17 protein-coding genes are annotated in these 20,085 nt (G+C 41.2%); 16 read left to right on the top strand and 1 reads right to left on the bottom strand.

Going from position 1 to position 20,085, the window contains the following annotated elements; all coding sequences use genetic code 11:
* Window positions 1-438 precede the first annotated feature (438 nt).
* The 14 genes from AAC147_RS11300 to AAC147_RS11365 all read left to right on the top strand — a co-directional run bounded on the left by AAC147_RS11300 (window position 439) and on the right by AAC147_RS11365 (window position 16,430).
* A complete protein-coding gene (locus AAC147_RS11300; protein WP_156115351.1) occupies window positions 439-624 on the top strand; it encodes a hypothetical protein in 186 nt (61 codons plus the stop codon).
* A 2,336-nt stretch (window positions 625-2,960) separates the two neighbouring features.
* The gene (gene flhD / locus AAC147_RS11305) at window positions 2,961-3,311 is read left to right on the top strand and encodes a flagellar transcriptional regulator FlhD (protein ID WP_047681063.1); all 351 of its coding nucleotides are present in this window, start codon (window positions 2,961-2,963) and stop codon (window positions 3,309-3,311) included.
* Window positions 3,312-3,313: 2 nt separating this feature from the next.
* Window positions 3,314-3,895, top strand: a complete 582-nt coding sequence (gene flhC / locus AAC147_RS11310) for a flagellar transcriptional regulator FlhC (RefSeq protein ID WP_047681066.1) — start codon at window positions 3,314-3,316, stop codon at window positions 3,893-3,895.
* A 136-nt stretch (window positions 3,896-4,031) separates the two neighbouring features.
* Window positions 4,032-4,913 (top strand): flagellar motor stator protein MotA, encoded by an 882-nt coding sequence (motA, locus tag AAC147_RS11315; RefSeq protein ID WP_047681069.1) that lies wholly within the window; start codon window positions 4,032-4,034, stop codon window positions 4,911-4,913.
* 2 nt (window positions 4,914-4,915) lie between these two features.
* Window positions 4,916-5,917, top strand: a complete 1,002-nt coding sequence (gene motB / locus AAC147_RS11320; RefSeq protein WP_047681072.1) for a flagellar motor protein MotB — start codon at window positions 4,916-4,918, stop codon at window positions 5,915-5,917.
* 66 nt (window positions 5,918-5,983) lie between these two features.
* Window positions 5,984-8,149: a chemotaxis protein CheA gene (gene cheA / locus AAC147_RS11325; protein ID WP_420856067.1), complete on the top strand. Its 2,166-nt coding sequence runs from the start codon at window positions 5,984-5,986 to the stop codon at window positions 8,147-8,149.
* A 33-nt stretch (window positions 8,150-8,182) separates the two neighbouring features.
* Window positions 8,183-8,680, top strand: a complete 498-nt coding sequence (cheW, locus tag AAC147_RS11330; RefSeq protein WP_047681078.1) for a chemotaxis protein CheW — start codon at window positions 8,183-8,185, stop codon at window positions 8,678-8,680.
* Window positions 8,681-8,871: 191 nt separating this feature from the next.
* Window positions 8,872-10,575 (top strand): methyl-accepting chemotaxis protein, encoded by a 1,704-nt coding sequence (locus AAC147_RS11335; protein WP_047681081.1) that lies wholly within the window; start codon window positions 8,872-8,874, stop codon window positions 10,573-10,575.
* 56 nt (window positions 10,576-10,631) lie between these two features.
* Window positions 10,632-12,263, top strand: a complete 1,632-nt coding sequence (locus tag AAC147_RS11340; protein ID WP_047681083.1) for a methyl-accepting chemotaxis protein — start codon at window positions 10,632-10,634, stop codon at window positions 12,261-12,263.
* 6 nt (window positions 12,264-12,269) lie between these two features.
* The gene (cheR, locus tag AAC147_RS11345) at window positions 12,270-13,199 is read left to right on the top strand and encodes a protein-glutamate O-methyltransferase CheR (RefSeq protein WP_047681086.1); all 930 of its coding nucleotides are present in this window, start codon (window positions 12,270-12,272) and stop codon (window positions 13,197-13,199) included.
* A complete protein-coding gene (locus AAC147_RS11350; protein ID WP_047681089.1) occupies window positions 13,192-14,244 on the top strand; it encodes a protein-glutamate methylesterase/protein-glutamine glutaminase in 1,053 nt (350 codons plus the stop codon). Before cheR ends, AAC147_RS11350 begins: the two co-directional genes overlap by 8 nt.
* A 131-nt stretch (window positions 14,245-14,375) precedes the next feature.
* Window positions 14,376-14,765 (top strand): chemotaxis response regulator CheY, encoded by a 390-nt coding sequence (cheY, locus tag AAC147_RS11355; protein WP_047681092.1) that lies wholly within the window; start codon window positions 14,376-14,378, stop codon window positions 14,763-14,765.
* Between the two features lie 9 nt (window positions 14,766-14,774).
* A complete protein-coding gene (gene cheZ / locus AAC147_RS11360) occupies window positions 14,775-15,431 on the top strand; it encodes a protein phosphatase CheZ (protein WP_047681095.1) in 657 nt (218 codons plus the stop codon).
* 201 nt (window positions 15,432-15,632) lie between these two features.
* Entirely contained in the window at window positions 15,633-16,430 is a 798-nt protein-coding gene (locus AAC147_RS11365) for an alpha/beta fold hydrolase (RefSeq protein WP_052189503.1), read from the top strand.
* 18 nt (window positions 16,431-16,448) lie between these two features.
* Here AAC147_RS11365 and AAC147_RS11370 read toward each other — a convergent pair whose 3' ends face one another.
* Window positions 16,449-17,027, bottom strand: a complete 579-nt coding sequence (locus AAC147_RS11370; RefSeq protein ID WP_047681098.1) for a recombinase family protein — start codon at window positions 17,025-17,027, stop codon at window positions 16,449-16,451.
* A gap of 316 nt (window positions 17,028-17,343) precedes the next feature.
* On the opposite strand from AAC147_RS11370, the gene AAC147_RS11375 reads away from it, so the two are divergent.
* Window positions 17,344-18,741 carry an alanine/glycine:cation symporter family protein gene (locus AAC147_RS11375; RefSeq protein WP_047681101.1) on the top strand — a complete coding sequence of 466 codons (1,398 nt, stop codon included), beginning with the start codon at window positions 17,344-17,346 and terminating at the stop codon, window positions 18,739-18,741.
* Between the two features lie 155 nt (window positions 18,742-18,896).
* Window positions 18,897-20,066, top strand: coding sequence for a KamA family radical SAM protein (locus AAC147_RS11380; RefSeq protein WP_047681104.1), 1,170 nt, complete (start codon window positions 18,897-18,899; stop codon window positions 20,064-20,066).
* The last annotated feature ends 19 nt before the right edge of the window (window positions 20,067-20,085 follow it).

The following is a 20,085-nucleotide window of genomic DNA, read 5'->3' on the forward strand; positions in this document are numbered from 1 at the left end:
AACACTTCAACACTTCAACATCGGGATAAAAGTTTTTATCAAAGTGGGATAATAAACTAAAGGATCAGGTAATTATCAGATATGGAAGTCAAAGAAAGTAGAGATTCGTTTTCTTCACAGCTACAGAAAAATTGATGAGTTACCTTTTAGCTGTGTTAGTTGGAAGTTATCAATTTTTGTGTAGAAACCACAGAAAAACTACCAATTGATTCTCAAAGGTATAGCAAAAAGGATGTGATCTGTTTGCTGCCATGTGTAGAAAAAAGGAGTAGCTATTCCTTTCACTGAAGAAAGTCGTAACAATATCATGTAATTGATTAGCTGTTATAACGAACAAGGTTTCAGGGTGTTAATCTTAGCAATACATGAATTAAATCTTGATGACGTGAAATATTTACTTTCTGTTACTAACTAAAAAGAGTGAATATTTCGGTTACGGTGTTTGCCGAAGATAATTCTGTCATTACCGTTAAAATTTTTCATGATATGGAGTTAGATATTGAGAATATTCTTAGTTGCCTTGATATTGAATGTATGAGTGATGAAAACCTTTCAAAAGAAGTGGAATTAAGATCTCTTAATTCTTCGGAAAAAATCATGCATTTTAAAGACACTACAAAATAATAAGCATGCAATAGATCTTTCTGATGATGGAATAAATGATATACCGATATTGCAGTATGTCGGAGTATTTGTGTGGAGATTGGGATGGATATCGCAAAGGAATTTGCAGGTATCATTTTGCTTGATAAAAATCAGATGGTATTAGGAGAAGGCGTAAAAAGAGAAGGAAAACGTTTGGTAATATTATGTGGTATTTAAATATGACGGTCAGATCGAATTTGGGAATGTATTTTCTGTATTGGTAGCCAGTGCATTTATTCTATTTTTACCTATGTTAACCATTTATTAACTTGTACAAAACCTAATGTACGATATTTCACATTAAGTCTTTGTCATGGGATAAAATGGATAAAAGTTTCTTGAGAAAACCTCTCAAATAGGATGTGAAAAATATTGGGTATTTTATGCTCTGACACTTTCTATTTTCTATATTACAACATATTTTATGTGGTATTTATCTGAACTAATAGTGTATAACATTAAGCCGTATTTCAATCTGGAGAGTAGTGTAACAGGTGTTATCATGAAAATCAGGTGTACATATGTTGCGCAAAAAACTGATTGTATAAAGTACCGTCGTTTTACCTGTATTATTGATGGCATTAATAACAATGGCATTAGGTAGTTACATATCATGATCATCATTTACTACTTTCATAAGGGTTAAAACTGTTACCTTGGGAATATTTTCCTTGATTAATTGAGGAAACTTATAAGCTACTGTATTGTCATTCATGTGATAAAATGATTTTATATTCATAGTATTGGTGAATGATTGTGAGTAATTCCCATTAATTAATGTCTTCTTCTATCTTGATTAAGAAAATAGCCATCACAATTTTCGTATCAATAACTCTGTCTATTGATGATTTTTGGCAGATATTTTGAATAGGTATTGATGTTATTCTTTAACTACGAACCTGCTATCATAATAATTATAAACTTAACGGAGTAATAGAATTATCTTTGTATGCTATTTTTTTTATTTGAATTGTATTATTACATTACTTGTTATTATTTATATTTCAAATTAAGAAAAATAAGACACTATCTGTTTTTATTCCAACTATTGTTTTTTCTCATTCTACTTAAACTGTAAATTACTTTTTAAATTTAGTTTTGTTTTATATAATAATTTATTGGGTAATTTACCTTTTGGAATTATTTTGTTTCTGGATTTATCCTATTTAAGGAAATTAATATTAGGGAAATAGGTTATTTTGTACTTTATATGTTAGTTTATAAACTGGTCAGATGAGTGTCATAAACATCGATTATTCTTAACATTTGTGAGGGCGTGGAGGATGTGTGTTATAATTTTTTCTTATGTTTTTGGCTTGTGGAGTGCTCCGTGGCTGTAAACAACTGACAATGAGGTTTTCGTTAAAATAATGTCAAAAGCTATCCTTCTGTGGGCTATTTTTGATAAGTAAAATTTATAAATTGTGATGATTTGGTAAAGTGGTACTGGCATTGTTATGTGGTGGGATTTGTTGGGGGATTGGAGACTCGTTGATTGCTATTGCTCTGGGGTAAAGATGCAGATGTTTTTTTATTTCAACATCATACTGTATTTTATCTTATTTTTGTGATCTGTGCGATACTTGTACTCTAAGTGATGTCGATGTCGCCTCGGTCATTGTGTGAAAATAGTACAATCGTAAATTAAAAATGATCAGAGTGGTATCTTTTTAATAACTAGTATTCACATATGATTAATAAATTTGGCATAACTATGATCTAAATCAACTAATAGTGGAAGATGAGTGCTTACCCACATTATCAGGAAACAATTTTTAATAATATTTTGATAATTTAGCTAAAGAAAGGATTTTTTATCGTTATTTTAAATTTATAAGTTTAATAGATCGTATAAAACAAAAAATGGTCTCTAATATTTTTATTTAAATAATTTAACTTATTAATTATAGACTATTTTTTGTTTTCTTTTGCTTGAATAGTTAATGAGCTAGAATCATAATAAAAAAAGGTAGTTTTGTGATGTATGTCACATAGTATTTAAAATGACATATATTCTCCGTTGTATAAATTGATGATTCAGGAGTAAAGTTAATTAGTATTAAGAATATTCTTAATCAATTGTGGCAAGTTCATTATCCAGATGACGCAATAATACTTTTACAATCCATTACCGAAATATTTTAGAAATTGGGCGATCCCAAGAGTAATACAAAGGACAGTTACTGCTCTGGCTAAAGATGTATATTTCAGTTATGTCGGAGATTATTGAATCTCATGCTACTGGTAATTTTGTCGTGAGTGATTCTTTGATCACTTAATTGATTTTTTCATGTAATCGGACGGGATATATAGAAATGAGTACGGTTGAATTGCTCAAACATATTTATGACATAAATTTATCGTATTTGCTTTTAGCACAACGGCTAATTAACCATGAGAAAGCGTCTGCGATGTTCCGTTTAGGTATTAGTGAATCTATGGCTGATACGTTGGCCGAGCTGACATTGCCTCAGTTAGTAAAATTAGCTGAAACAAACCAACTGATTTGCCATTTTCGGTTTGAAGATCACGAAACTGTACAGCAGTTGACGAAGGAATCACGGGTAGATGATTTGCAACAAATCCATACAGGGATCTTGCTATCTACCCATCTTTTTCAACAGTTATCCACTCAGGATGACGCTTCAATCAAGAAAAGAGCATAAAGATGGTTGAGAAAAGTATTGTCCAGGAAGCTAAAGATATTCAGTTGGCAATGGAGCTCATCACTTTAGGCGCACGGCTGCAGATGCTTGAGAGTGAAACGCAATTAAGCCGGGGAAGGTTGATCAAACTGTATAAAGAATTGCGGGGAAGCCCTCCGCCTAAAGGGATGCTCCCCTTTTCGACGGATTGGTTTATGACTTGGGAACAGAATATTCATTCTTCCATGTTCTACAATGCTTACCGTTTCCTGTTGAAAAGTGGACATTGTGCTGGTGTTGAAGCTGTAGTAAAGGCTTATAGATTATATCTTGAGCAATGCCCTCCGGCGAGTGAAGATGGGCCAGTTTTGGCTCTAACCAGAGCCTGGACTCTCATTCGTTTTGTCGACAGTGGGATGTTGCAGCCAACCGAGTGTCGCTGTTGTGGTGGAACTTTTATCACACATGCTCACCAACCGGTAAATAGCTTTGTTTGTAGTCTTTGCCAGCCGCCTTCAAGAGCAGTAAAAAAACGTAAACTTTCCACGCAACCTGCCGATACTAATTCACAACTGCTGGATGGATTTGCTCAGCAAGCTATGTGAATTTAAATGGGAAAGTGAAAACTAGGTTACAGGTTTTGGTTACTCTGGCCTGTAATCTACAGCCATCCTCTTCCTCATTGACTAATTTGCCCTGTTCAAATCCCATCTGCTCACCAACTTAGCTAAAGGATATCGCGTGTTAGTACTTTTAGGATATATCATGGTTTTTGGTGCGGTAATTGGTGGCTATCTGCTTGTCGGTGGCCACATGGGCGCACTTTATCAGCCAGCGGAATTTTTGATTATTACAGGTGCGGGCATTGGTGCTTTTATCGTGGGCAACAATGGCAAGGCGATAAAGGCTACATTGCGTGTTTTACCAAAAGTATTGCGTAGATCAAAATACAATAAAGCGATGTACATGGATCTGATGGCTTTACAGTTTCGTCTGCTATCCAAATCCCGCCAGCATGGGCTTTTGGCTCTGGAGCGTGATATTGAGAATCCGCAACAGAGTGATATCTTCACACAGTATCCCCGCTTACTAAAAGATCCTTATCTGATGAACTTCATCACGGATTATATGCGCTTGATCATTAGCGGTAATATGAATCCACATGAAATCGAAGCCCTCATGGATGAAGAAATCGAGACTTATGAGCAGGAAAGTGAAGTTCCTGCAACCAGTCTGACAATGGTGGGAGATTCATTGCCAGCATTTGGGATTGTTGCGGCTGTAATGGGGGTAGTTCATGCGTTAGGTTCGGCAGATCGGCCAGCAGGAGAACTCGGAGTATTGATTGCTCACGCAATGGTAGGAACATTTCTGGGAATTTTACTGGCTTACGGTTTTGTTTCGCCTTTAGCGACTTTGTTGCGTCAGCGCAGTAGTGAGCAGGTAAAAATGATGCAATGTATTAAAGTTACTCTGCTTTCCAGCATGAATGGTTATGCCCCACAAATTGCGGTTGAATTTGGTCGTAAAACATTATTTCTCACAGATCGTCCTTCATTTACAGAACTTGAAGAGCATGTTCGTAGGGTTAAGGCTCCTGTACAACAAGAAGCTGAAGACTAATTATGAGAGCGAATAATGTTTCTGTTATCAGAATAAAAAAGCGCAAAAAACATGGTCATAGTCATAGTGGCGGCTCATGGAAAATTGCGTATGCCGACTTCATGACTGCAATGATGGCTTTCTTTCTGGTTATGTGGCTAGTATCTATCGCCAGCCCACAAGAATTGACTAGCATTGCAGAGTATTTTCGTACCCCTTTGCAGGTTGCAATCAATAAGGGGAAACAGAGTAGTGATAGTACAAACCCAATCCCTGGGGGAGGGGATGATGTTTTCCAGCAGGATGGCGAAGTTTTCCGTCAGAACAAGCAAGTTGAGGCTAGTGAGGAGACCCGTCGTTTGGATCGGTTGCGTCAACAACTGGATCAACTGATTATCACTGATCCTCGTCTCAAAGAACTGCGTCCGCACTTATTGATTGACATGATGGATGAAGGTTTACGCATTCAAATCATCGACAGGGAAAATCGTCCAATGTTCATGATTGGTAGTGCGAAAGTTGAAAACTATATGAGCGATATTTTGCGGGCAATTGCTCCAATTCTGAATAGCATTCCAAATAAGATCAGCCTGTCTGGGCACACTGATAATTTGCAATATATCAATGGACAACGTGGTTACAGTAACTGGGAACTCTCTTCAGATCGTGCAAATGCATCAAGACGAGAGTTGTTAATTGGTGGCTTGGATGAATCCAAAGTCCTGCGGGTTGTTGGCATGGCATCCACCGTCAGTATGCAGAAAGATATTGCTCCCGATGCTCCTGTTAATCGCCGTATCAGCATTATTGTTTTGAATAAGGAAGCAGAAAAACGGATTGAGCAGGAAAACAGTGGCGGTAACGCCATGACTGCTAGCAGTAGTATGGACATGCAAGACGTCATCAGAATGGATTCGAATGAGGGAACGCCTTCTCAGCAACCCACCAGACAATCCAATGAAATCACAACGCCCGGACAGCCAAAAGTAGAATCGGCAAGTGATACTAATAAGGTGACAGAGTAAGTAACGATGGATATTACCGCGTTTTATCAGACTTTTTTTGATGAAGCAGATGAACTATTGGCGGATATGGAGCAACATTTATTGCTGCTTAATGCCGATGAACCTGATCATGAACAGCTAAATGCCATCTTTCGCAGCGCCCACTCCATTAAGGGGGGCGCTGCGACATTTGGTTTTACCAAGCTACAACAAACTACACATGTATTGGAGAATCTGCTGGATAGTGCCAGACGTGACGAAATACGCCTGACAACTGACATTATCAACCTGTTTTTAGAAGCGAAAGATATTATGCAGCAACAATTGGATGCCTATAAAAGTTCTCAGGAGCCAGATGAAGATACATTCAATTATATCTGCGAGACATTGCGTCAGCTTGCATTAGAGTTACAGGAAGATCAGCAGCGGGAAAAACGGCAAAATATGGAAGTTCTTACTGCAATATCTGAAGCTGAACCTGTAATGGAAGAGACTATCCAACATGCGACAGAAAGTCAGGAAGAGAAGGAAGTACAAGCAGTAACAACAGATCAACCTGGGCAATCTGAAGAAAAAAGCGCTCCGGCTGTGGCAATAGATCAAGGCAGGATCCGTGTTCATCTGTCTGGTTTGAAAGAACGTGAAGTTGCTTTGATGAAAGATGAACTCGGACATCTTGGAGAGGTTTATGACGTTGAACAAACCACAGATAGTCTTGAAGCTTCACTAATTACATCTGCAACAGAAGATGATATTACTGCGGTATTGTGTTTTGTGGTTGAACCTGAGCAGATAACTTTTTTGTCTGTATCGGATCTCCAACCGACAGAATCAAAGACTGAAGAAAGTACGACATCATCCGATACTACAACACCAAATACTGACATAAATAATGTGGCATCTGACAATATAGATATACCACAGTCTGTTAATGCGAATAATGTAAATAGTACAAATAACGCAAAGAAAAAAGCAGATGTACATGAAGTTGGCCGTCCGGCACCGCGTCCGGTAGCAGGATCACCGCGTCAACGTGTGGAATCTTCCAGTATTCGTGTGGCTGTTGAGAAAGTGGATCAACTCATCAATCTGGTAGGTGAGCTGGTGATCACTCAATCTATGCTGGCGCAGCATTGTGATGCATTAGAGCCGACAAAACACAGTGAATTGTTGAGTTGTATGGCTCAATTGCAGCGCAATTCTCGTGATTTACAAGAGTCTGTCATGTCGATCCGCATGATGCCGATGGAATATGTTTTCAGCCGTTATCCGCGTTTAGTGCGGGATTTGGCAGGAAAATTGAATAAAAAAGTAGAATTGACATTGATCGGCAGCTCAACAGAGTTGGATAAGAGTTTGATTGAGCGAATTATCGATCCGCTCACGCACTTGGTTCGCAATAGTCTTGACCACGGTATCGAAATCCCGGAAAAACGTCTTGCAGCAGGTAAACCGGAAACGGGTAATTTAACTCTTGCTGCGGAGCATCAGGGCGGCAATATCTGTATTGAAGTGATTGATGATGGTGCAGGGCTGAATCGAGAGAAGATCTTAGCCAAAGCTCAGTCTCAGGGGCTGATGGTGAGTGAAAACATGAGTAATGAAGAAGTGGCTATGTTGATTTTTGCTCCCGGATTTTCTACCGCAGAAGTGGTCACAGATGTTTCCGGCCGTGGAGTGGGGATGGATGTGGTTAAACGTAACATTCAGGATATGGGAGGACAGATCCAGATCAACTTCCAGGAAGGGAAGGGGACAGTCATTCGTATTTTGTTGCCGCTGACATTGGCAATATTGGATGGTATGTCTGTCAAAGTTAACGATGAAGTCTTCATTTTACCGCTGAGTGCTGTTGTCAGTTCTTTACAGCCACAAGAAGCAGATATTTATCCATTGGCGGGAGATGAAAAACTGTTGCAGGTACGTGGTGAATATCTGCCATTACTTGAACTGTACCGGATATTTGACATTCCAAATACAGAAACAGCTCCAACGAAAGGTATTGCCGTGATCGTACAAAGTGCGGGGCGTCGTTACGCACTGTTGGTAGATAAACTGGTAGGGCAGCATCAGGTTGTTGTTAAAAATATTGAAAGCAACTACCGCAAAGTACCGGGCATTTCGGCTGCCACTATTATGGGGGATGGCAGTGTTGCCTTAATTATTGATATTCCTGCTTTGCAGAAACTGAATCATGAGCAGTTGGCCGTGCGTAAGGCTGAACTTGCGAACAAAAATAATCATTTAAGTTAAGCCCAATTTTAAGTCACAGTAAAAGGTAACATCATGCCAGCCATAGATGAATTTAGTAAATTATCGGGGGAAACAGCCGGAAAGGAATATCTGGTTTTCACCTTAGGTGACGAAGAGTATGGAATTGAAATCCTGAAGGTACAAGAAATACGTGGTTATGATCAGGTTACCCGGATTGCCAACACTCCAGCTTTTATAAAAGGTATAACTAACCTGCGTGGAGTGATTGTTCCCATTATTGACCTGCGGATCAAATTTTCACAAGAAGATGTTACTTACAACGATAACACCGTGGTCATCATTTTGAATCTGCTTAATCGCATCGTGGGGATTGTGGTTGATGGTGTATCTGATGTGTTGTCTCTGAAAGAAGAGCAGATTTGTCCTGCGCCAGAATTCGCTGTCACTTTGTCAACTGAATATCTGACCGGGCTTGGCTCCATTGAAGAGCGTATGCTGATCCTAGTAGACATTGAAAAATTGCTCAACAGTGAGGAAATGGCATTGGTGGATTCTGTCGCCAGAGATTGATATTTCAGGGCTGTCATAATTCTCGCTCTTTTTGCCAAGAGTCTGGTGCAAAGTAGAAGTATGCAAAAGGCAGCCCGGTTTGTTGTAGATCAAAAAAACACAGCAAAAACTCAATTTTTTGTATTACGCGTAAAGTTCCCTTTAAGGATGCCGATAACACAGGCATAGCAATTTATTACACAAGGGAAGTCATGTTTAACCGAATGAAAATAGTGACGGGACTTATCTCGGTCATCATATTATTTGGTGCTCTGCAATTTATCTCAGGGGGATTGTTCTTTAAGGCATTAAAGAATGATACCAAAGCCTTTGATACACTGGATGAAATGCGGCAGCGTCAGAAATTATTGGATGAGAGTTGGATCAACCTGCTACAAGCGCGTAATAACCTGAATCGTATTGGCATCATCTATATCCTGAAAGAGCATGGTGGAGAGAGCGAATACAAAATTGAGGATGTTTTAGCAGAAGCTAAGGTTAACTTAGCGCGTGCAGAGCGTCGTTTCCAGCAATTTGAACAATTGCCAAGCCTAGTTATACGCGAGCCAGAGCGTATGCAGAGCTTAAAACAAACCCACCAAGACTATCTCAATGCACTGAAAGAACTAGATGTGTTGCTGGTAAAAAAACAGTTTAAAGAATTTTTTGCCCAACCAACCACTACGTATCAAAATGCATTTGATGCTGAATACGCCTTTTATTTGGATCAAAATGAAAAACTGTATCAGCAGTTGTCAGATGAAGCTGATGCCGCCTACCACAATATTATCATTAGCCTGATTTTTGTATTTGTATTGCTGATTGTCGTCATGGCAGCAAGTTGGGTTGGGTTGCGCAAGTCATTGATCGATCCGCTGCACAAATTGTTGGATGCCATTAAAGCTTTCTCGAAAGGTGATTTGACTAAGACTGTTGATGTCTCTGGCAACAATGAAATGGGAATGTTGGCGGTTGGCCTGAAAAATATGCAAGACGAGCTGATCCATACCGTCAGAAGTGTGCATCACAGTACTGAAACCATCTATACCGGCACCAGCGAAATCGCTGCGGGTAACAATGATCTCTCTGCCCGTACTGAGCAGCAAGTGGCTTCATTGGAGGAAACTGCGGCCAGTATGGAACAGTTGACGGCAACAGTAAAACAAAATGCCGACAATGCTCGCCAGGCCAGTAATCTGGCGGATAACGCCTCAGATATCGCCCGTCAGGGGGGCAAAGTAGTAGCAAATGTAGTGCAAACTATGCACGAAATTGCTGATAGTTCACGCAAAATTTCAGATATCACGGGTGTGATTGATGCCATCGCTTTCCAGACGAATATCCTGGCTCTTAATGCTGCGGTAGAAGCGGCTCGTGCAGGTGAACACGGTCGTGGTTTTGCTGTCGTTGCCGGTGAAGTCCGCAATCTGGCACAGCGCAGTGCAGAAGCAGCGAAAGAGATTAAGTCACTGATTGAAGACTCGGTCAGCCGTACTGACACAGGCTCTGTGCTGGTGGAAAGTGCTGGTGAAACAATGAACCAAATTGTCGATTCTGTTACCCGTGTGACTGACATCATGGGAGAAATAGCATCAGCTTCTGATGAACAAAGTCGGGGAATTACACAAGTTGGTGTTGCTATCTCTGAAATGGACAGGGTTACACAACAGAATGCATCATTGGTTGAACAGTCTGCGGCCGCAGCAGCAGCGTTGGAAGAGCAGGCCATGATCTTGACCAAAGCAGTATCATTATTTCAGTTACCGGAGCAGGCAGAAAGGAAGCAGCCTGAGAAAAGAAAACATGAAGTTTTAACGACGATAAAATCGCCGACTCCTCCAGCTAATAAAACAAATCCTCCCGTGCTGAAAAAAAGCAGCGATGCGGAAGACCCATCTAATTGGGAAACATTCTAAAAAAATAATAGCGATAACTACGGCTGCATTATGCAGCCGTTAAACGAGGTGATTACATGTTAGGCAGGTTTCGCATATCAACCAGTTTGTATCTATTACTGATGATGTTTTGTGTTATGCAGATTATTTCCAGTGGCTTATCTTTGGGGATAATTCATACAGACCAGTCATATATAGAAAAAATTGATTTGGGAACTCAACGGAGAGATACCCTTGGGTTGAGTTGGGCGGCGTTGCTGCAAACGCGTAATACCTTGAATAAGATCGCGATTGCTCATAAAGTCGGGCAACCGAGAGAGCAAATAGATGAAATGGAAGCATTACTCAAAAGTTCACTGAATGAAGCCGAAAGGAGTTTCGCACATTTTAGTGCATTACCTCTGATAGAGCAGAGTGATAATGGAGCCGAATTATTGTCAGCTGTTGAGCATTCATATCAAGAATACATTAATGCCTTGAAGGAATTAAAAACCTTCCTTTACGAAGGGCACTTTCAGGAATTCCTCGATCAACCAACAGAAAGTTATCAGAGTAAATTTGAGGTTGCATACAATAACTATATGCATTATCTCGGTGCTCATATTAGTAAAGCAGTTTCTGATGGTGCATTTTATTATAAAGTCTCCATTGCCATGTTCTTTGGCGCTATCCTGATGGTGTTTGTTGTTTCCCTGTCAGCTCATTGGTGGCTGAAACGTAACCTTCTAAAACCCTTTGCAAATATGAGAGCTTGTTTTCAGGATGTGGCTGAAGGGCGGCTAAATAAAGAAGTGGCAGTCACCACCGATGACGAAATTGGTAATATATTCAGAAAACTGCGTGATATGCAGAATTCACTGATTAAATCCATTTCTTCGGTGCGGGATAATACCAACCAGATGTATGCCGGTATCCAGGAAATCACGCAAGGTAATACTGATTTATCCTCACGCACTGAGGAACAGGCGGCATCACTGGAAGAAACTGCGGCCAGTATGGAGCAGTTAACGGTTACTGTTAAGCAAAACGCAGAACATGCCCGTCAGGCCAGCGCACTTGCGGTAGCCGCTTCTCAAACAGCAATGAAAGGCGGCGAACAGACCAGCAGTGTTGTTGCGACGATGGACGAAATTGCCAATAGTTCGAAGAAAATCAGCGCGATTATCAGCGTGATTGATGGTATCGCCTTCCAGACCAACATCTTGGCCTTGAATGCAGCGGTTGAAGCTGCCCGTGCGGGTGAGCAGGGTCGAGGATTTTCTGTAGTCGCGGGAGAAGTTCGTGATCTGGCGCAACGCAGTGCTGATGCTGCAAAAGAAATCAAAATGTTGATCGATGAATCCGTTCATCGTGTTAACCAGGGCTCTGATTTGGTAAATAATGCCGGACGAACAATGGATGAATTGGTCAAATCAGTAAACCAGGTCACTGATCTTATGTCTGAAATTGCTGCGGCTTCTGACGAACAAAGCCGTGGTATTCATCAGATAGCCCAAGCTGTCAGTCAGATGGATCAAGTCACACAGCAAAATGCGGCATTGGTGGAACAGTCCGCTGCCGCTGCATCCGCGCTTGAAGATAAGGCAGATATATTGGTGAAAACGGTTGCTCAATTTGAATTACCGACAGGTTTGGAACATGATCATGACCATCAGGAATATCCTGCGTCAAAAATGACCGATGAGTATGTTGTAAATCAAGTACGCTGAGGTCAGATGAAATCCAATTTAACAGCTTCAGATGCTGAAGCTACTGCACCGCTGAACTTTATGTTTCAGCGGTATACGTTGTCGGATGCGCAATTTCAGCGCATCTGTCAGTTTATTTACCAACGAGCTGGCATTGTCTTGGCAAAAAATAAACGCGAGATGGTTTACAACCGCCTGGTCAGGCGCTTGCGTGTTCTGGGACTTAATGATTTTGGTCAATATCTGTCGATTCTGGAACAGGATAGTTATAGTAAGGAGTGGGAACTATTTATCAATGCATTAACGACCAATCTCACCGCATTTTTTAGGGAAGCCCACCATTTTCCTATTCTGGCGGCACATGCCGGCAGAAAAAACGGGGGAACATACCGTGTCTGGAGTGCGGCCGCATCAACGGGAGAAGAGCCGTATTCCATTGCGATGACGCTGTATGACACTTTATGTGGTAAGGACACTTTGTATGGCAAATCGTGTGATGTATTGGGGCACCGTTCAAACCGGATAAAAATCATTGGCAGTGATATTGATACCCAGGTGTTGGAAAAAGCTCGCCAAGGTGTTTATCGATTGGATGAATTACAACATCTGAGTGACAGCCAAAAGAAAAAATATTTTTTCAAAGGCGTTGGTTATTTTGAAGGGTACGCCAGAGTTCGTCCGGTGCTTACTGAACTGGTTAGCTTTCAGCACCTGAATTTACTTGATTCTGAGTGGGCACTGGAAGGTAAATTTGATGCAATTTTTTGTCGTAATGTCATGATTTATTTTGATAAAAAAACGCAGGAAAGAATTTTGCGTCGCTTTGTCAATTTCTTAAAGCCAGATGGTCTGCTCTTTGCAGGGCATTCCGAAAACGTCACTCAAATTAGCCGAGAGTTCTACTTGCAAGGACAGACCGTTTACGGTGTAGGCCGGGCAAGGAGGGGTCATGAATAAAATAACCGTTCTTTGTGTGGATGATTCGGCGCTGATGCGTCAAATCATGCGGGAAATCATCAATAGCCACCCAGACATGGAAGTGGTGGATTGTGCGCCTGATCCATATGTTGCCCGCGATTTAATCAAAAAATATAACCCGCAGGTATTGACATTGGATGTTGAGATGCCACGGATGGATGGCATTGATTTTCTTGAGAAATTAATGCGTTTACGGCCTATGCCTGTTGTGATGGTTTCGTCTCTGACGGCAAAAGGTTCGGAAATTACATTGAAAGCACTGGAATTAGGCGCTGTAGACTTTGTAACCAAGCCGCAATTAGGTATTCGTGAAGGTATGCTGGCTTATAGTGAGCTGATTGCGGAGAAAATCCGTGCGGCAGCACAGGCAAAAATCAGCACAGTAAGACCAACACAAGAAATTGCAGCTCCGCTAAATTTTAAACCACTTTTGTCCAGTGAGAAATTGATCGCGGTTGGGGCTTCAACCGGAGGAACTGAGGCAATCAAGAATCTGTTACAGCCTTTACCTGTTACCAGCCCGGCGTTACTTATTACACAGCACATGCCATCCGGCTTTACCCGCTCATTTGCAGAACGACTCAATAAATTGAGCCAGATTACGGTTAAAGAAGCAGAAGATGGTGAGCGTGTCTTACCGGGACATGCCTATATCGCACCGGGAGATCGCCATATGGAACTGTGCCGTAGCGGAGCTAACTACCAAATTATGACCAGCAGTGCTCCTCCGGTTAATCGTCACCGTCCTTCTGTCGATGTTCTGTTTCGTTCTGTTGCTAAATATGCAGGGCGTAACGCGGTAGGCGTCATATTAACGGGTATGGGCAGTGATGGGGCGGCGGGTTTATTGGAAATGAAACAAGCGGGAGCCTACACATTAGCACAAAGTGAATCAAGTTGTGTGGTCTTTGGTATGCCGCGTGCCGCGATCCAGTTGGGTGCTGTCGATGAAGTGATGGATCTGCAAAAGCTGAGTAAAACTATGCTGGCTAAAATCAGTACCGGGCAATCGATTCGAATTTAGTCGTTGTTATACCTGATATATTTCAAGTTGCAGCACAGTCAGCAAAGCCGCACCTTGAAAGATAAAGGGAATATTGTGGTTAACTTTTACAGCACGATGTTGCTGGATGAATAAAATTTCAAGGAGTTTTTATGGCAAGTAAGGATCTAAGATTTCTGGTGGTTGATGACTTTTCAACCATGCGTCGAATTGTGCGTAATTTGCTGAAAGAACTGGGTTTTAACAATGTTGATGAAGCACTGGATGGAGCAGAAGCGCTGGCAAAACTTCGTACAGCCGAATTTGATTTTGTTATTTCTGACTGGAACATGCCTAATATTGATGGTCTCGAATTGTTGAAAACAATTCGCAGTGACGAAAAATTGGCTGCTTTACCAGTTCTGATGGTGACAGCAGAAGCAAAAAAAGAAAACATCATTGCCGCCGCACAGGCTGGAGCCAGTGGTTATGTTGTGAAACCATTTACTGCGGCAATTTTGGAAGAAAAGCTCAATAAAATATTTGAAAAATTGGGGCTTTAAGGAGACAAAATGAGTGAAAATCCAGTCATGCCGAGAGATGAGGCGGTAACAACCAGTGAAATAATCAGTCGTATCGGGCAGTTAACAAGAATGCTGCGCGATAGTCTGCGTGAACTGGGATTGGATCGAACCATTGCTCAGGCGGCTGAGGCGATCCCTGATGCGAGGGAGCGATTGAATTACGTTGTCCAGATGACCGCACAGGCGGCTGAAAGAGTGCTGAACTGCGTTGAAGTAGCTCAACCTTGCCAGAATGAATTGGAAACCTCTGCAAAATCCTTAACCCTGCGTTGGGATGAATGGTTTGCGAACCCAACTAATTTCGAGCTGGCTGATGCACGCTCTTTGGTAACGGACACGAGAGATTATCTCAAACTCGTGCCAGAACATGCTGCCTTCACCAATGCTCAATTGCTTGAGATCATGATGGCTCAAGATTTTCAGGATCTCACCGGGCAGGTCATTAAACGGATGATGGAAGTCATTCAGGAACTGGAAAAACAACTGGTCATGGTATTAATGGAAAATATGCCTTCTGATCAGGTGGCCAAAACTAAAAAAGAGAACGAAAGTCTTCTTAATGGCCCTCAGGTTAACCAGAATGGGATTGGCGTCATTGCCAACCAGGAACAGGTTGATGATTTACTGGATAGTTTAGGTTTTTGATAACGAGTGATAATACGTTAACGAACAATATTTATTCTTAAATATATTTGATGTTTGGGCGAGTCAGGCGGCTGCCCAAACGTTATTTTCAATGTTTCCAAATATGCAAAAATGCCAGATTTTCGGTTAGAGCACAGTGTTACTGGTTGATTTAATGTATAAAACGACATCATTAGTCAGATCCTATAAAAGGAAAACACAGTGCAGTCGATTGAAAAAGTCATCTATTTGGCAGATTCATTTGTTTCTTACCGTAAAGATTTTAATGAGAATCACCAAAATCCGGTGATGTTTCTCCATGGTACGAATAGCAATGGTAATAGTAGCTTTGGAGGGATAAGAACGGCATTTAATGGTGACCGGACAGTTATTATTCCTGATTATGCTGGGTGTGGGAATTCCGGGTTGCCATCAGAGATATTGACTGTCGAGTACCTTGTGGAACAGGTAGCAGCAGCCATTAATGACAGCAATGATACCCCTGTTGATTTAGTGGGTATATCCTTAGGGGCGGTTGTTGCCTCAGTGGTTGCAGCGACTCATCCTCAGTTGGTGAATAGACTGGTATTAACTGCACCGTGGGCCACAAATGATGATCCCTATTTCCAGTTGATGTTTACGACCTGGTTAAAACTGGAAAACAGCGATCAAACTTTAGCAACTGCTTTTGGACTTTCCCATGTTCTCAGTCCTGAATTTATTTCATCTTTGGGGAAGGAAACGCTCCGTCAAATTTGTGCCAGGCCGTCAGAAAAAGGGGCGAACAGACGGATAGCTTTAGGATTATCGATAAACATCAAAAATTACCTTTCCCGGATAAATAAAGACGCATTAATTATTGGGTTAAGTCACGATACACTAATTCCGCCCTATCTGGCACGTGAAGTCCATAAAAGTATAAAAAACAGCTTGTACACGGAAGTGAAGAGTGGCCATGCGGTACAGATGGAAAACCCGGCAGAGTGGGTAAAGGTTATCAAAGATTTTTTGCAAAAATAGGTAATTGGGAACAGCGTGTTACTCTGAAGAGGCAAGGCTAACGGTTAAATTCGCAGGTAAATATTTATAAATGGTTGACAGCGACACATTATAAATAATTGAGAGTTGTTTTCTGCTGTGGCCTTTAATTAGCAATCTGGCGGCTTGTTGCTGGTCTTCTGCGGTAAATCTGACAGGCCGTCCGCCAATTCGCCCCTGTTCCCGTGCCGCGGCTAAACCTGCGTTAGTTCTTTCAACAATCAATTCACGTTCCATTTCCGCCAATGCACTCATGACATGAAAGAAAAATCTTCCCATAGCTGTGCTGGTATCGATACTGTCAGTCAGACTTTGAAAATGAATTCCTCGTTCATGTAATTCTGAAATGAGTGTCACCAGATTTTTTACACTGCGCCCCAGGCGATCCAGCTTCCATACAACGAGTGTATCACCAGATTTAAGGTGTTTTAACGCACGTTTTAATCCTGGGCGATTGGCGGTTTTCCCACTGATTTTGTCTTCAAAAATCATTTCGCAGTTAATGCTGATCAATGCATTTCTTTGTAAATCACTATTTTGGTCATTTGTTGACACTCGGATATAACCAATTCTTGCCACGGATAATCCTTTAATTACATCAGAAACTATTTGTCAGGGAATAATACCTATTTTTTTGTTATAAAAAACCCCAAATTTGCCAAATCACACGATAAAAATTTGCTTAATGGCCTTTGTTTTTTAATTTTTTGATTTATGAAGATTTGCTATAAACAAAATTATTTAAGATATTATTAGAGTTAGTGATCATACTCACAGTATTAAGTTTTCTTACCAACAAGCCCTAATTAGTTCTCGCTTATTTCCTCAAAATCATCTTTTATTTAATTGAAACATTTTTGTTACCGGTTTGTTACGTGTAATTCCGAGGGTATATATGGAACTGATCACACAATGGTTAGGTGCAATAAACGGGGTTGTATGGGGAGTACCCATGCTTATTGGCCTTCTGGGTATAGGTATTTTCATGCAGGTACGCCTGTCTTTCTTGCCGATACGCAAGTTAGGCACAGGGTTCAAATTACTCTTTCAAAAAAATACACAACGTGGTGAAGGGCAAATTTCCCCTTTTAATGCATTAATGACCGCATTGTCCGCAACGATAGGTACAGGGAATATAGCAGGGGTCGCAACGGCGATTGTTATGGGGGGACCGGGTGCATTGTTCTGGATGTGGATGACTGCGTTGGTGGGAATGGCAACTAAATATTCCGAAGCTGTGCTGGCAGTTCGTTACCGTGAAACAGATAAGAACGGTAACTATGTTGGTGGCCCCATGTACTATATTAAAAATGGATTGGGGAAAAAATGGGTATGGTTGGGAACATTATTTGCTTTCTTCGGAAGTATAGCTGGCTTTGGTATTGGTAATACGGTACAAGCCAACTCAGTTTCTGAAGTACTGCAAAGTAGCTTTGGTGTTGATAAAACCATAACGGCGGCGGCACTGGTTCTTCTGGTTGGTGCGGTATTGATTGGTGGTATCAAACGGATTTCTGATGTTGCAGGTAAACTGGTGCCTGTTATGACTGTAGGTTATCTGGGCGCAGGTATGGTCGTTTTAGGACTCAATGTGAGTGCTATTCCAGATGCGTTTGCCTTGATTATCACATCTGCTTTCACTCCAGTTGCAGCACAAGGGGGATTTGCTGGAGCAGCCGTCTGGGCTGCAATTCGTTTTGGTATTGCCAGAGGTGTATTTTCTAACGAAGCAGGTATGGGAAGTGCTCCTATTGCTCATGCCACAGCGAAAACCCAAAACCCGATCCGTCAGGGCTTAATTGCCATGTTGGGGACGTTCATTGACACCATTGTGGTATGTTCTATTACCGGGTTGACTATCGTTATTACTGGCGGTTGGTTGACAGGTCAGACAGGAGCAACATTAACAGCGACTGCTTTCTCGTCCGTTATTCCGGGGGGGCACTACGTTGTTGCAATCGCACTGGCAATCTTTGCTTTTACCACCATCTTAGGATGGAGCTTCTATGGTGAAAAATGTATTCAGTATTTACTGGGCACAAAAGCCATTATTCCTTTCCGTATTATTTGGATCATTGCGTTACCGATTGGCGCAACTCAATCACTGAACTTTGTCTGGTTACTCGCAGATACACTTAATGCCATGATGGCTATTCCTAACTTAATTGCGATTGCGCTGTTAAGTCCGGTTGTATACCGCCTGACGAAAGATCATATCCATGATGTTAATGCGGATAGTATTGAGATTAAGGCAAGTCGTGTTGAGATCAAAACTGCAATGAAAACAGATTAATAATTATCAAACCAATATAAATTGGAATAGTTTCCATATCTCAAGCAGGGCGTTATCAGCCTGAACGCACGGATTGGGATATGGGAACATGCTATTTTATGAGGGAGATATACAGTTTATGCTGTTAGTAAAATAATAACTATTAAGGAACGACAATGAATACTAGCAATGTAGTACCTCATTTACAGCAGATTCTGGCTGATCCTACGGAAAATTGGGCTGATTGGCGTTGGCAGCAAAAAAATGCTGTACGTGATGAAGTTGTTTTACGTTCTGCTTGTGGTGGATGGAGTGAAGAGATAACTCAGCGCATCCAACGAAATTTACAGGGGCAGAAGATGCAGATTACGCCTTACTATCTGCGTCTAATTTTAGCAACCAACCAATCTGAGGATACCACGGCAAATCCACTCTGGCGGCAGGTTGTACCATTCTGGAGTGAAGAAGAGTTGAATGGTTATGATGGCGAATCAGAAAACTGGGAACTTCATGAAGATATGAAGACGCCCATTTGTCAGCATAAATATGATAATCGTGTCATTTTACGTATGGTCAATACCTGTAACACCTACTGTCAATTTTGCTTTGAAGCATTGCGGACATTGAAAGTTGATTCAGATAAATCCAATGCAGGCCGCAGTTCTTTCCAACAATCTCTTGAATATATAAGAAATACACCTTCAATCGAAGAAGTTATCCTGAGTGGTGGTGACCCCCTCATGCTGACGGATAACAAGTTATCTGAGACACTCGCTGCAATCCGAGAAATCAGGGATGATTTGCTGATCCGTATTCATTCCCGTGCTCTTACATTCAATCCTTATCGTATTACCGATACTTTGATAGAAATTTTGGAAAGATATGGTGTTAACGCCTTTGGTGTGCATGTTTGCCACCCATTGGAGTTAAGTGAAGAATTCCAGTCTGCTGTACGTCGTATCCAACGTGTTGTACCGATTGTTTTTTCCAATATGCCTTTCTTGCGTGGAATTAATGATGATGAAGCAACACTCCACACGTTGTTTCTCGCACTCTATCGGATGGGAGTGAAACCTTACTATCTCTATCATTTTATGCCTTTCTCGCCGGGATCCTCAGAATATAAAGCCTCAATTAATGACGCTATTACTATTATGAAAAAACTTAAACGTCGGGTTTCGAATATTGCCTTGCCGGAATATGTTCTGCCCCATATGCAGGGAAAATTTACCGTACCCCTGTTCACTGATCCTGATGAAGTACCATATTTCGAAACTCGTGGTAGTCAACGTTATTACCGTTTTATCAATTGGAAGAATGAACAATGTGAATGGTTAGATAATTAATTCTATTTATTGTATTTCA

This window comes from Xenorhabdus sp. NBAII XenSa04 (assembly GCF_963866145.1).
Taxonomy (GTDB): domain Bacteria; phylum Pseudomonadota; class Gammaproteobacteria; order Enterobacterales; family Enterobacteriaceae; genus Xenorhabdus; species Xenorhabdus indica.

Excerpts from the sequence above, each read along its gene's own strand:
- motB (WP_047681072.1), top strand. The coding sequence starts at position 4,916 with ATGAGAGCGAATAATGTTTCTGTTATCAGAATAAAAAAGCGCAAAAAA.
- AAC147_RS11340 (WP_047681083.1), top strand. The coding sequence starts at position 10,632 with ATGTTAGGCAGGTTTCGCATATCAACCAGTTTGTATCTATTACTGATG.
- cheY (WP_047681092.1), top strand. The coding sequence starts at position 14,376 with ATGGCAAGTAAGGATCTAAGATTTCTGGTGGTTGATGACTTTTCAACC.
- cheW (WP_047681078.1), top strand. The coding sequence starts at position 8,183 with ATGCCAGCCATAGATGAATTTAGTAAATTATCGGGGGAAACAGCCGGA.
- cheA (WP_420856067.1), top strand. The coding sequence starts at position 5,984 with ATGGAGCAACATTTATTGCTGCTTAATGCCGATGAACCTGATCATGAA.
- AAC147_RS11375 (WP_047681101.1), top strand. The coding sequence starts at position 17,344 with ATGGAACTGATCACACAATGGTTAGGTGCAATAAACGGGGTTGTATGG.
- cheR (WP_047681086.1), top strand. The coding sequence starts at position 12,270 with ATGAAATCCAATTTAACAGCTTCAGATGCTGAAGCTACTGCACCGCTG.
- AAC147_RS11335 (WP_047681081.1), top strand. The coding sequence starts at position 8,872 with ATGTTTAACCGAATGAAAATAGTGACGGGACTTATCTCGGTCATCATA.
- AAC147_RS11350 (WP_047681089.1), top strand. The coding sequence starts at position 13,192 with ATGAATAAAATAACCGTTCTTTGTGTGGATGATTCGGCGCTGATGCGT.
- flhD (WP_047681063.1), top strand. The coding sequence starts at position 2,961 with ATGAGTACGGTTGAATTGCTCAAACATATTTATGACATAAATTTATCG.
- flhC (WP_047681066.1), top strand. The coding sequence starts at position 3,314 with ATGGTTGAGAAAAGTATTGTCCAGGAAGCTAAAGATATTCAGTTGGCA.
- cheZ (WP_047681095.1), top strand. The coding sequence starts at position 14,775 with ATGAGTGAAAATCCAGTCATGCCGAGAGATGAGGCGGTAACAACCAGT.
- AAC147_RS11380 (WP_047681104.1), top strand. The coding sequence starts at position 18,897 with ATGAATACTAGCAATGTAGTACCTCATTTACAGCAGATTCTGGCTGAT.